General features: G+C 72.9%; 11 protein-coding genes. 4 read left to right on the top strand and 7 right to left on the bottom strand.

The window, feature by feature from the left end; all coding sequences use genetic code 11:
• The first annotated feature begins 113 nt into the window (after positions 1–113).
• Complete coding sequence (locus tag EUS26_RS03815; protein ID WP_130012051.1) at positions 114–1,070, top strand: TerC family protein; 957 nt, start codon at positions 114–116, stop codon at positions 1,068–1,070.
• Positions 1,071–1,197: 127 nt separating this feature from the next.
• Positions 1,198–2,946, top strand: a complete 1,749-nt coding sequence (leuA, locus tag EUS26_RS03810; protein WP_130011865.1) for a 2-isopropylmalate synthase — start codon at positions 1,198–1,200, stop codon at positions 2,944–2,946.
• Between the two features lie 147 nt (positions 2,947–3,093).
• Here the strand turns inward: leuA and EUS26_RS03805 are convergent, their stop codons facing one another.
• Entirely contained in the window at positions 3,094–3,552 is a 459-nt protein-coding gene (locus EUS26_RS03805) for a VOC family protein (protein ID WP_130011864.1), read from the bottom strand.
• Between the two features lie 63 nt (positions 3,553–3,615).
• Between EUS26_RS03805 and EUS26_RS03800 the strand changes: the two genes are divergently transcribed.
• Positions 3,616–4,212 carry a Fur family transcriptional regulator gene (locus EUS26_RS03800; protein WP_130011862.1) on the top strand — a complete coding sequence of 199 codons (597 nt, stop codon included), beginning with the start codon at positions 3,616–3,618 and terminating at the stop codon, positions 4,210–4,212.
• On the opposite strand, the gene EUS26_RS03795 is transcribed toward EUS26_RS03800, so the two are convergent.
• The 3 genes from EUS26_RS03795 to glmS are packed head-to-tail and all read right to left on the bottom strand — an operon-like array spanning position 4,209 to position 7,986.
• A complete protein-coding gene (locus tag EUS26_RS03795; RefSeq protein ID WP_130011861.1) occupies positions 4,209–5,705 on the bottom strand; it encodes a bifunctional ADP-dependent NAD(P)H-hydrate dehydratase/NAD(P)H-hydrate epimerase in 1,497 nt (498 codons plus the stop codon). The two genes, EUS26_RS03800 and EUS26_RS03795, sit on opposite strands and share 4 nt — an antisense overlap.
• 1 nt (position 5,706) lies before the next feature.
• Positions 5,707–6,084 (bottom strand): holo-ACP synthase, encoded by a 378-nt coding sequence (locus EUS26_RS03790; RefSeq protein ID WP_130011860.1) that lies wholly within the window; start codon positions 6,082–6,084, stop codon positions 5,707–5,709.
• Between the two features lie 42 nt (positions 6,085–6,126).
• Entirely contained in the window at positions 6,127–7,986 is a 1,860-nt protein-coding gene (glmS, locus tag EUS26_RS03785) for a glutamine--fructose-6-phosphate transaminase (isomerizing) (RefSeq protein WP_130011859.1), read from the bottom strand.
• 87 nt (positions 7,987–8,073) lie between these two features.
• On the opposite strand from glmS, the gene coaA reads away from it, so the two are divergent.
• Complete coding sequence (gene coaA / locus EUS26_RS03780; protein ID WP_130011858.1) at positions 8,074–9,030, top strand: type I pantothenate kinase; 957 nt, start codon at positions 8,074–8,076, stop codon at positions 9,028–9,030.
• Positions 9,031–9,151: 121 nt separating this feature from the next.
• Here coaA and EUS26_RS03775 read toward each other — a convergent pair whose 3' ends face one another.
• The 3 genes from EUS26_RS03775 to EUS26_RS03765 all read right to left on the bottom strand — a co-directional run bounded on the left by EUS26_RS03775 (position 9,152) and on the right by EUS26_RS03765 (position 12,607).
• Positions 9,152–9,961: a DUF1206 domain-containing protein gene (locus tag EUS26_RS03775; RefSeq protein ID WP_238148795.1), complete on the bottom strand. Its 810-nt coding sequence runs from the start codon at positions 9,959–9,961 to the stop codon at positions 9,152–9,154.
• A gap of 78 nt (positions 9,962–10,039) precedes the next feature.
• A complete protein-coding gene (locus EUS26_RS03770; RefSeq protein ID WP_130011856.1) occupies positions 10,040–10,993 on the bottom strand; it encodes an aggregation-promoting factor C-terminal-like domain-containing protein in 954 nt (317 codons plus the stop codon).
• Positions 10,994–11,239: 246 nt separating this feature from the next.
• Positions 11,240–12,607, bottom strand: coding sequence for a PhoH family protein (locus tag EUS26_RS03765; protein ID WP_130011855.1), 1,368 nt, complete (start codon positions 12,605–12,607; stop codon positions 11,240–11,242).
• Between the last annotated feature and the right edge of the window lie 211 nt (positions 12,608–12,818).

Here is a 12,818-nt window from a genome sequence, read left to right as displayed (position 1 = left end):
GTGCCAGGGTGAAAGAGACCTCGATCCGCGTGTCGTGATCGAGAGGACCCTTCGTGACGTTCCTGCCCCTGGCCCCGGCCGAGACCACCTCCACCAGCAGCATCGCCGACCCGATGCTGTGGGCCATCACCCTCGGCGGGGTGGTCCTGCTGCTGGCCTTCGACATGGTCCTGACCCGGCGGCCGCACGCGGTGTCGATGAAGGAGGCACTGGCCTGGTCGGCCTTCTACCTCGCGCTGCCGCTGCTCTTCGGGCTCTGGATCTGGCAGCGTTTCGGCAGCCAGACCGGGCTGGAGTACTACACCGGCTACCTCGTCGAGAAGTCGCTGTCGGTCGACAACCTCTTCGTCTTCATCCTCATCCTCAGCGCCTTCGCCGTGCCCCGCGAGCTGCAGCAGCGGGTGCTGCTCATCGGCATCATCGGCGCGCTGGTCCTGCGCGGCATCTTCATCGCCCTGGGCGCGGCCCTCATCGCCAACTTCGCCGTCACCTTCCTCGTCTTCGGCCTCATCCTGCTGGCGACCGCCTGGAAGGTGCTCAAGGACGCCCGGACGGACAGCCACGTGGAGGTGGCCAAGCTGCCTGCCGTCCGCCTCACCCGTCGCTTCTTCGCCGTCACCGACGACTACCGCGGCACCCGCTTCACCGTGCGCGAGGGCGGCCGCCGGGCGCTCACCCCCTTCGCGCTGGTGGCCCTGGCGATCCTCGGCACCGACGTCGTCTTCGCCGTCGACTCCGTGCCCGCGGTCTACGGCATCACCGGTGACCCCTACCTGGTCTTCGCCACCAACGCCTTCGCCCTGCTCGGTCTGCGCGCCCTCTACTTCGTGCTGGAGGGGGCGCTGGGGCAGCTGCGCCACCTGGGCTACGGCCTGTCGCTCATCCTGGCCTTCATCGGCGTCAAGCTCGTGCTGCACTGGGCGCACGGCGTCTGGGAGGGCGTGCCGACCGTCCCCACCCTGGCCTCGCTGCTGGTCATCGTCGGCATCCTCGCGGTCACCGTCCTCACCAGCGTGGTCGCCGAGCGGCGCGACGCGCGGTCCCGGGTTGACGCGACGTCATCGTCATGAGCTAGAGTCGCAGGCGATGACTCACCTGCTCCTCCTCGGCTGCCGCAGCGAGACCTCCTAGGTCCGGCCCTCGCTGCGGAGTCGCCGCTGTCCCGGACACCCAGCGCCCCAGCGAGGAGAGCCACCGATGAGCACGACCACCGTCCAGCAGCCCAGCGCCACGCGCTACCCCAACCCGCAGCAGCCGAGCGGCATGCCGGTCGCCCGCTACACGGCATACCCCGCCGTCGACCTGCCGGACCGCACCTGGCCGGGCCGGACCATCACCGAGGCGCCGCGGTGGTGCGCGGTCGACCTGCGGGACGGCAACCAGGCCCTCATCGACCCGATGACCCCGGAGCGCAAGCGGCGGATGTTCGAGCTGCTGGTGCGCATGGGCTACAAGGAGATCGAGGTCGGCTTCCCGGCCGCGAGCCAGACCGACTTCGACTTCGTGCGGATGCTCATCGACGAGGACCTCATCCCCGACGACGTCGTCATCCAGGTGCTGACCCAGGCCCGGGACCACCTCATCGAGCGCACCTACGAGGCGATCGCGGGCGCCCGGCAGGCCATCGTCCACCTCTACAACTCCACCTCGACGCTGCAGCGCCGCGTGGTCTTCGGCGCCTCGGAGGACGAGATCGTCGACATCGCCGTCCAGGGCGCGCGGGCCTGCAAGAAGTACGAGGAGCAGCTGCCCCCCGGCACCGAGGTGTTCTACGAGTACTCCCCCGAGTCCTACACCGGCACCGAGCTGGAGTTCGCGGCCCGCATCTGCAACGCGGTCATGGAGGTTTTCGTCCCGAGCGCGGAGTCACCGGTCATCATCAACCTGCCGGCCACGGTGGAGATGGCGACGCCCAACGTGTATGCCGACTCCATCGAGTGGATGAACCGTCACCTCGCCCACCGCGAGCACGTGGTGCTGTCGCTGCACCCGCACAACGACCGGGGCACGGGCGTGGCGGCGGCCGAGCTGGGCTACCTGGCCGGGGCGGACCGGATCGAGGGCTGCCTGTTCGGCAACGGCGAGCGGACCGGCAACGTCTGCCTGGTGACCCTGGGGATGAACCTCTTCAGCCAGGGCGTCGACCCGATGATCGACTTCTCGGACATCGACGAGGTCCGGCGGACCGTGGAGTACTGCAACCAGCTGCCCGTCCCCGAGCGCCACCCCTACGGCGGAGACCTGGTCTTCACAGCGTTCTCCGGCAGTCACCAGGACGCCATCAAGAAGGGGCTGGAGGCCCTGGAGCGGGACGCCGACGCGGCTGGCGTCGCGGTCGACGACCACGCGTGGGAGGTGCCCTACCTGCCCGTCGACCCCAAGGACATCGGCCGCACCTACGAGGCGGTCATCCGGGTCAACAGCCAGTCCGGCAAGGGCGGCGTCGCCTACGTCATGAAGACCGAGCGCAAGCTCGACCTGCCCCGGCGTCTGCAGATCGAGTTCAGCCGCGCCGTGCAACGGCATACCGACTCCGCCGGGGGCGAGATGACGCCGACGCAGATCTGGGCGTCCTTCACCCACGAGTACCTCGATCAGGACGGCCCCGTCGTGCTGCACGACTTCACCAGCACCCACGTTGAGGGCGAGGAGGCCGACGTCCGGCTGGACGCGCGGGTCACGGTGGCCGGGCGGGACCACGAGATCCGCGGTCACGGCAACGGCCCCATCTCGGCCTTCGTCGACGGGCTCAACGGCCTCGGTGTCGACCTGCGCGTGCTGGACTACGCCGAGCACGCGCTGTCCGCAGGCGAGGACGCGCTGGCCGCGGCCTACGTGGAGTGCGCCGTGGGCGGGGAGGTCCGCTGGGGGGTCGGCATCGACGCCTCGACGGTCCGGGCCTCGCTGCACGCGGTGTGCAGCGCGCTCAACCGGCCGCAGCCGTGAGGGCTCGCAGGGGGTGACGGCCCAGCTCGCGCACGGTCGTCGGCCCGACCGGTCCGTCGTGCGCGGCCGTGGCCCCCAGAGGGCCATACCTGCGCACGGTCCTGGGCGGCGAGCCCCCTGGCCCAGCAGTGACCTCCGGGACGGGCCTCAGCCGCGCCCGTCGCCCAGGAGGGTCTGACCGTCCTCGGTGACCGTCCAGAACGGGTTGTGGGCGATCTCCCACACGTGCCCGTCCAGGTCGGTGAAGACGCCGGAGTAGCCGCCCCAGAAACGGGTGCTCGCCGGGCGCAGCACCGTGGCACCCGCGGCCTCCGCGTCCTTCATCTGCTCGTCGACGTCGGCGGCGCTGGGCAGGTTGACCCCCACGACCTTCCCGCCCCAGGAGTCGCCGCTGCCCGGCGTGTCCTCGGTGTCGGAGTCGATGTCGATGCCGGAGTCCACGGCGAGAGCCGCCCGCTCCCACAGCGCGACGACCATGCCCCCGGCCTGGAAGAAGGTGATGTGCTCGGGCGAGGGCCCGGGCGCCCAGCCCAGGGCCTGGTAGAAGGCGCGAGCGCGCTCGAGGTCGCTCACCCCCAGGGTGACGAGGGACACACGCTGATCCATGGGCTCAACCTAGCAACGCCGGCGCCGAGGGGACGGCAGCCCCCGGTCGGGCAGACTGGGGGTATGCCGCCTCCCCAGCCCGCGCAGGCCACGTCGCCGCAGCCCGCGCAGGGGAGGTCGCCCGAGCCCTCGCAGGCCACGTCGCCTCCTGAGCCCGCGCGGGCCACGTCGCCCGAGTCCGCTCCGGCCCCGCCTCCCCAGCACGTGCAGGCCGCGCTGGCCCTGCTCCGGGGCCGGGGGCACCGGGTGACCGCGCCCCGGCGCCGGGTGCTGGAGGCGGTGGGGCGGCTGGAGGGTCACCCTGACGTCACCGAGGTACACGCCGCCGTCCAGGAGCTGGGCGCCACGCACCTGGCGACGACCTACCGCGCGCTGGAGCACCTGTGCGCCGCCGGCATCCTCACCCACGTGCACCTGGATCACGCCCCGGCGCGCTACCACTTCTCCGCCGAGGTCACCGGTGCGGGGCCCGAGCACGCGCACGCGGCCTGCCGCGGCTGCGGGGCCGTCCTCGACCTGCCGGTGGAGGTGCTGTCACCGGTGCGCGAGCACCTCGCGGCGCGGGGGTACGAGCCGCACCTCGGGCATACCGCGCTGTCCGTCACCTGCCCGGACTGCGCCCCGGGCCAGGGCACCTCCCCCGACCGCGCCCGGGGCTAGAGCGTCAGCAGCCCGGCGACCACCGACGCCACCGCACCGGCGACCGAGGTCGCGCGGACCGGTCCGCCGGGGTTGGCGTGCCGGGCAGCCAGCCCGTGCACCAGGGCACCGACCGCGCCAGCGTCGCGCGGTTCCATCCCGGTGGCGAGCAGGGCGCCGCAGATCCCGGCCAGCACGTCGCCCGCTCCCGCGGTCGCGAGCCAGGTCGGGGCGTCGGCCTGGGTCCGCACAGGCACCCGCGGGTCCGGGTCGGCGACCACCGTGGTCGCCCCCTTGAGCAGCACCGCGGCGCCGGTCGCCCGCGCGGCGCGGCGCGCGTGGCGCACCGGGTCGGCCTCGACCTGCTCCCGCTCGACCGTGTCCCCGCCCAGCTCGGTGAGCAGGGTGGCCAGCTCGCCGGCGTGCGGGGTGAGCAGGGTCGGCGCCTCGCAGCGCAGGTGGCCGGTCCGCTGCCAGTGGGCCAGCAGCTGCAGCGCGCCGGCGTCCACCACGAGCGGCACGTCGCTGGCGAGCGCCTGCCGGAACCACTGGACCTGGCGCCGGTCCGAGGTCTCCCCGTCCTGCAGCGGCACGCCGGGACCCATGACCATCGCCTGGATCCGCCCCTGGCCGGGCACGACCTCCGGGCAGGCGGCGAGGACGAGGTCCTCGGCGCGCTCCGGGCCGAGGTAGCGCACCATCCCCACACCCGTCTCCAGGGCCGCGGTGGTGCAGAGCACGGCGGCGCCGGGGTAGTCCGCGCTGCCGGCGATGACACCGAGCACGCCGCGGCGGTACTTGTCGTCCCCCGCCCCCGGGACCGGCCAGAGGCCGGCTACGTCAGCGGGCTCCAGCCGCTCCACCACGGGAGCGGCCTCCACCCCGACCCCGATGTCGACCAGCCTCACGTCTCCGACGACCGGGGAGGTGGCCGGCATGAGGTGCACCGGCTTGAGCACCCCGAAGGTCACCGTCTCGTCGGCGACCACGCAGTCCTCCGGGAGGACGACGCCCTCCGGGTCCGCTCCGCTGGGGAGGTCGACCGCGACGACGTATGCCGTGCCCGGCACCGCTCGCGCGGCGGCCCGCATGGCGCCCCGCAGCCCGGGCCGCCCGCCGATGCCCAGCAGGCCGTCGACGACGAGGGCGGCGCCGGCGAGCAGCTCCTCCACCTCCGGGGGCAGCTCGGGCGCGTCCGGCGCGACGTCGTGGACCACCAGGCCGGCCTGCTGCGCCGCCTCCAGGCCACCGGCGTGCAGCCGGTCGGCCACGCCGACGACGCGCACGTCGCGCGAACCGCCGTCGGCGAGCAGCGCCGCGGCGTGCAGGGCGTCGCCGCCGTTGTCGCCCGGCCCCGCCAGGACCACGACCGTCCCGCCGCGCTGGTCGTGGCGGGACGCCACCACCTCGGCCAGGCCGCGCGCCGCGCGCCGCATGAGCTCGCCGTCCGGCAGCCCGGCCCGCACCTCCTCCTCGGCCGCGCGGACGTCGGGCACGGCATACGCCTGGAGCATGTCAGTCCCCTCCCGGGGTCGTGGGCGGGTGCGCCTCGGCGACCACCACGGCCGAGGCGACCCCGGCGTCGTGCGACAGCGAGACGTGTAGGTGGGTGATGCCGAGCCCGTCCATCCGGGCCCGGACGGTCCCCTGGGTGCGCAGGTGCGGACGGCCGGTGCCGTCCCGCTCGACCCAGGCGTCGGTCCAGCGCAGCCCGACGGGTGCGCCGAGGGCCTTGGCCAGGGCCTCCTTCGCGGCGAACCGCGCAGCCAGCGACTCCGGCCGCAGCCCGAGCTCGTCAGGGGTGAAGAGCCGCTCCCCGAGGCGCGCGTTGGCCTCGATCCGGGCGGCGAAGCGCGCGATGTCGACGACGTCGATCCCGACCCCGACGATCACCGGGCACCTCGTGCGGCACGCTCCGGCACGCCCGTCACCGACCTACTCGACCGTGACCGACTTGGCGAGGTTGCGCGGCTGGTCCACGTCGAGACCCTTGGCCGTCGACAGGTGCAGCGCGAAGACCTGCAACGGCACCACCGTGAGCAGCGGCGCGAGCAGCGGAGACGTGCGCGGGACCCGGATGACCTCGTCGGCGAAGGGCACGACGTCTTCGTCCCCCTCCTCGGCGATGACGAGGGTGCGGGCGCCGCGGGCCCGGATCTCCTGGATGTTGGAGACGACCTTGCCGTGCAACCCGTGCTCGCTGTCCGGGGACGGCACGACGATGAAGACCGGCTGGCCCGGCTCGATGAGGGCGATCGGGCCGTGCTTGAGCTCGCCCGCCGCGAAGCCCTCGGCGTGGATGTAGGCCAGCTCCTTGAGCTTGAGGGCCCCCTCCATCGCGATGGGGTAGCCGACGTGGCGGCCGAGGAAGAGGACCGAGCGGGAGTCGGCCATGAAGTGGGCGATCTCCTCGACCCGGTCCATCGTGCCCAGCAGCGCCTCGATGTGGGCCGGGATGCCCTGCAGCTCGGCCATGACCTCCGCGGCGCTGCGGCCGTAGGACTCGCCGCGCAGCGCGGTGAGGTAGAGACCGAGGATGTAGGACGCGGTGATCTGGGCCAGGAAGGCCTTGGTGGAGGCGACCGCGATCTCGGGCCCGGCGTGCGTGTAGAGGACGGCGTCGGACTCGCGGGGGATGGTCGAGCCGTGGGTGTTGCAGATCGAGACGGTCTTGGCGCCCAGCTCCTTGGCGTGCCGGACGGCCATGAGGGTGTCCATCGTCTCGCCGGACTGCGAGATGGACACGACCAGCGTCCGCTCGTCCACCACGGGGTCGCGGTAGCGGAACTCGTGGGCCAGCTCGACCTCGACCGGGATCCGGGTCCACCGCTCGATGGCGTACTTCGCGACCATGCCGGCGTAGGACGCCGTCCCGCAGGCGACGATGACGATCTTGGTCACGGCTCGCAGGTCGTCGACGGGGATGTGCAGCTCGTCGAGCATGAGGTTGCCGTCGGCGTCGGTCCGGCCCAGCAGGGTGTCGGCCACGGCGTGCGGCTGCTCGTGGATCTCCTTCTCCATGAAGGTGTCGTAGCCGCCCTTCTCCGCGGCGGCGGCGTCCCAGGTCACCTCGTAGGTCTTGCCGTCGCTGGGCGAGCCGTCGAAGTTGATGACCGTGTAGGTGTCCGGGGAGATGGTGACGATCTGGTCCTGCCCCAGCTCGAGCGCCTGCCGGGTGTGCCCGATGAAGGCGGCCACGTCCGAGCCGAGGTAGTTCTCGCCCTCGCCCAGACCGACGACGAGCGGGCTGTTGCGCCGGGCCCCGACGACGACCTCGGGCTGGTCGGCGTGCACGGCCAGCAGGGTGAAGGCCCCCTCGAGGGTGCCCACGACCTCGCGCATCGCGTCGGTGAGGTCGCTGGTGCGGCCGAAGGCCTGCTCGACCAGGTGCGCCACGACCTCGGTGTCGGTCTCGGAGGTGAAGTCCACCCCGTCGGCGAGCAGGCCGCTCTTGAGGGCGTGGAAGTTCTCGATGATGCCGTTGTGGACCAGCGCGAGCTTGCCGTCGGCGCCCCCGCGGTGCGGGTGCGCGTTGGCGTCCGTCGGGCCGCCGTGGGTGGCCCACCGGGTGTGGCCGATGGCGGTGGCCGTCTGCGGCAGCGGCGCGTCGGTCAGCGCCTGCTCCAGGTTGGCGAGCTTGCCGGCCCGCTTGCGGGTCTGCACGCCGCCGCCCTCGACGACGGCCACACCGGCTGAGTCGTAGCCGCGGTACTCGAGCCGCCCGAGCCCCTCCATGACGACGCCCAGAGCCTTGTCGCTGGTCCGTGGCCCGACGTATCCGACGATTCCGCACATGGGCTCAAGCCTACGTGGCGAGGACGCCGCTGACGGCATCCTCGGGCTCCGGCACGTCACACCCGGACGCCTTGGCACAATGCCCCCATGGGTTCGCCGGGCAGCACCGCCATCCCCTCTCCCTACGTGGAGCTCGACCGCGACGACTGGGCCCGGCTCCGGGAGGAGCACCCCATGCAGCTCGACGCGGCCGACGTCGAGCGCCTGCGGGGTCTCGGCGAGCGGCTGGACCTGGCCGAGATCGAGCAGGTCTACCTGCCGATCAGCCGGCTGCTGTCCTTCTACGAGCGCGCCACCGGCCGGCTGCACCAGGTCACCAGCGACTTCCTCGACGAGGGTCACGAGCGCACCCCGTTCGTCATCGGGGTGGCCGGCTCGGTCGCCGTCGGCAAGTCGACGACGGCCCGCATCCTCAAGGAGCTCATCTCCCGGTGGGACTCCCGGCCCCAGGTCGACCTGGTGACGACCGACGGCTTCCTCTTCCCCAACGACGTCCTGGCCCGGCGCAACCTCATGCCGCGCAAGGGCTTCCCGGAGTCCTACGACCGTCGCGCCCTGCTGCGCTTCGTCAGCGAGGTCAAGGCCGGGAAGGCCGAGGTGAGCGCGCCGGTCTACAGCCACCTCGTCTACGACATCGTCCCCGGCGAGCGCACCGTCGTCCGCCGCCCGGACGTGCTCATCGTGGAGGGGCTCAACGTGCTGCAGCCGCCACGCTCGCACGACAACGGCCGCGCCGGTCTCGCGGTGAGCGACTTCTTCGATTTCTCGGTGTATGTCGACGCGCACGTCGGCGACATCAAGCGGTGGTACGTCGACCGCTTCCTCGAGCTGCGCCGGACCGCCTTCGCCGACCCGGACTCCCACTTCCACCGTTACGCCACGCTCAGCGACGACGCGGCGGTGGACATCGCCGAGAACATCTGGGACACCATCAACGCCCCCAACCTCGTCGACAACATCCTGCCCACCCGCAGCCGCGCCCGGCTCGTGCTGCTCAAGGGCGCCGACCACAGCGTCGACCGGGTGCGGCTGCGCCGTCTCTGACCCGCGTCGCCCCTGCCCCCATGACGTCACGTGGGACGGGCACCACGGGCATACCTGTCGCACGGCGTCGCGACGGCGAGGCGTGGTGCCCGCCCGTACGCACACCCCGGCCGGCGGCGGATCAGTCCATGCGGGCGTAGCGGGCGCGGGCGAAGCTGTAGACGCCGTAGAGGGCCAGGCCCACGGCGACGGCCAGGAGCAGCGCCGTGCCGAGGGGCTGACCGGCGAGCGTCTTGAGGGCGCCGTCCATGCCCTGCGCCTCCTCCGGGTCGGCCTGCCAGGCGGCCAGCCCGAAGAGCCCGCCGACGATGAGCAGGGCGACGCCCTTGGCGGTGTAGCCGACGGTGCCCGCGACCTTCACCCCCTGGCCGAGGTGCCCACCACCGGTGGCCGCCAGGTCCTCGAGGAACTTCTGGGTGACGCCCTTGTAGACGTGGTAGCCGCCCACCCCGAGGACGCCGAGCGCGACGAGCCCCACGAGGATCCGACCCCCGGGCATCTCCATGAGGCGTTGGGTCAGGTCCGCGCTGGACTCCCCGCCGCCCGAGCTGCCACCCCCCATGGCGAAACGCAGCGAGACCACCCCGAGAGCGGCATACAGGACACCCTTGCCGACCGCCTTGACCCGGTCGGCGGCCTCCCCGCCCCCGACGACCCCCTCGAGCACCTGGAAGACCGCGAGCGCGAGGAACCCGGCCACGCAGAACCACAGGAGCACCGGACCCGCCGGGGCCTCCCGCACGGTCGCGATCGCCCCGCTGGTGTCGGCCTCCCCGCCGCCGCCCAGGGCCACCCGGCCGGCGATCCACCCCAGCGCCAGGTGGATCAGCCCGCTGGCCGCGAAGCCCACCCGCGCCAGCGTCTCCAGCCAGGGATGGTCCGCGACCTGACGCGCCCGGCGTGACCCCTCGTCCACGATGTCGTTGCTCACGCAGGCGAGCATGACAGCACCCCCGGCCGCAGCGCGACCGGGGGTGCTCTCAGGTATGCCGTGGGTGCGGCGGGCGGATCAGTACCAGTTCACGGCCTGGGAGTGGGCCCACGCGGCGCACGGGGAGCCGTAGCGACCGGAGATGTAGCCCAGGCCCCACTCGATCTGGGTGGCCGGGTTGGTCTGCCAGTCCGCGCCGGCGGTGGCCATCTTGCTGCCGGGCAGCGACTGCGGGATGCCGTAGGCGCCGGAGCTGGGGTTGCTGGCGGTGTGGTTCCAGCCGGACTCCTTCTGCCACAGGGAGTCGAGGCAGCCCCACTGGTCCATGCCCCAGCCGTAGCTGCCGAGCATCGACTGGGCGATACCGCGGGCGTCACCGCTGTAGACCGGCTGCGGCTCGGGCTCCGGCTGCGGCTCCGGCTGGGCCGCGGGCTGCGGCTGCGCGGCACGCTCCTGGCTGCGGGAGGCGGCCTGCTCCTGCTCGGCCCGCTCGGCGGCGGCGGCCTCGGCGGCAGCCTGCTCCGCGGCGGCCTGCTCCGCCGCAGCCTGCTCGGCAGCAGCCCGCCCGGCAGCGGCGGCCTCCGCGGCCGCCTGCTCCGCGGCCGCCTTCTCGGCGGCCTCGCGGGCAGCCTTCTCGGCGGCGGCGCGCTTCTTCTCCGCGCGCTCCTGCGAGATGCGCTCGGCCTGGTCCTGCACGGTCGCGAGGCTCTCGTCGCGGACCCCGGTGGACACGCCGAGCGCGGCTGCCTGGTCCGCCCGCATCTGCTTCATCTCGGCGAACATGCCCGTGGACTCGCTCGCGGCGGTGTCGCTCAGCGCGGCGACCGCGTCCGCGGCCACCGTCGGGGAGAACTGTCCCACCGAGGCGCGCAGCGCCTCCTCCGGGGCCTCGGCCTGCGAGGTGCCGGCACCGGCCGTGGCGGCGTAGGTCGCCAGGCCGAGCGAGCCGGCGGCGATCGACGCGGTCACCGCGATGGCGGCCGGGCTCATCCGGCGGCCACGCGCGTGACGGGCGTGCTGGTCGTCGGTCATGGGGGCATGGGGCATGGGCACAACTTCCTCGGTCGGGATGGCGCCGTCGCTGTCGTCACGACGGGACGAGCCCCGCAGGAATGATCGACGGTGATCCAGGGCTCGACGGCGTTACCAAAACGTGATGTGCCTCTACGGTGCCGGGTGGACGGGCGTGTCGTCAAACCCTGACCGGCAGACGTGGTCAACGTCACACCGACCTGGGACCGGTGTGACGCCTGGGACCACTACGCTACGTCAGCCCTGTCACAGCAGCGCGTCTGGCCCCTCCAGCATCTCGGTCACCAACGCGGCGATCGGGCTGCGCTCGCTGCGGTGCAGCGTGATGTGGGCGAAGAGCGGGTGCCCCTTGAGCGCCTCGATGACCGCCGCCACGCCGTCGTGCCGCCCCACCCGGAGGTTGTCGCGCTGCGCGACGTCGTGGGTCAGCACGACCCGCGAGCTCTGACCGATCCGGGACAGGACCGTGAGCAGGACGTTGCGCTCCAGGCTCTGGGCCTCGTCCACGATGACGAAGGCGTCGTGCAGGGACCGTCCACGGATGTGGGTGAGCGGCAGCACCTCCAGCATGTCGCGGTCCAGGATCTCCTCGACGACCTCCGTGGAGACCACCGCCCCCAGGGTGTCGAACACCGCCTGCGCCCACGGGCCCATCTTGTCGTTCTCGCTGCCCGGGAGGTACCCCAGCTCCTGGCCACCCACGGCGTAGAGCGGCCGGAAGACGATGACCTTGCGGTGCTGACGTCGCTCCATCACCGCCTCCAGGCCGGCGCACAGGGCCAGCGCGCTCTTGCCCGTGCCCGCCCGACCGCCCAGGCTGACGATGCCCACGTCGGGGTCCAGCAGCAGGTCGAGCGCGATGCGCTGCTCGGCCGACCGGCCGTGCAGTCCGAAGGCGTCACGGTCGCCCCGCACCAGCTTGACCGAGCGGTCCGGCGCGACCCGTCCGAGCGCGCTCCCCGAGGCGCCCAGGATGGTGAGGCCGGTGTGCACGCGCAGGTCGGCGGCCTCCGGGTGCTGCAGCCGACCAACGTCGTAGAGCTGACGCATCTGCTCGTCGTCGACCTCGATCTCGGCCATCCCGGTCCAGCCGCTGTCCACCGCCAGCTCGGCGCGGTACTCCTGCGCGTCCAGCCCGACGGCCGAGGCCTTCACCCGCATGGGGAGGTCCTTGCTCACCACGGTCACGTCGTGACCCTCGGCGGAGAGGTTGGCGGCCACCGCGAGGATGCGCGTGTCGTTGTCACCGAGACGGAAGCCGGCCGGCAGGGCGGCGGGGTCGGTATGGTTGAGCTCGACGCGCAGGCTGCCACCGGCCCCGCCGACCGGGAGCGGCTCGCTCAGGGTCCCGTGCGCCACCCGCAGGTCGTCGAGCATCCGCAGCGCCTGGCGGGCGAAGTAGCCGAGCTCGGGGTGGTGCCGCTTGCCCTCGAGCTCGGTGACGACGACCACCGGCAGCACGACCTCGTGCTCGGCGAAGCGCAGCAGCGCCCGTGGGTCGGACAGGAGCACCGAGGTGTCCAGGACGTAGGTCTTGCGGCCGACCTCGGGGAGGGCGTCGAAGGGAGTGACGTCGGTGTCGAGGACGTCGGCGGTGCCGTGGTGCTGACTCATGCGGGCTCCTTCGGCGACACGCGCCGGCCGGCAGCGCGTCGCAGGCGATGGGCGGTCCGGGACCGGGCCACGCCACGGCGTGAACCGGAACCGGCCCCCCGCCAGAGCCAGAGCTCCATGTGGTGGGCCTCCCGAGAGACGGGGCGGGCGTGCCCCGCGTCTGCTCCGACGGTATGCCGGGGACCGCGCCGCACACGCATGCGCGCGCGGC

The sequence above is a fragment of the Serinicoccus sediminis genome, assembly GCF_004153545.1.
Lineage (GTDB): Bacteria > Actinomycetota > Actinomycetes > Actinomycetales > Dermatophilaceae > Ornithinicoccus > Ornithinicoccus sediminis_A.
This window is presented reverse-complemented; position numbering and strand designations above follow the sequence as displayed.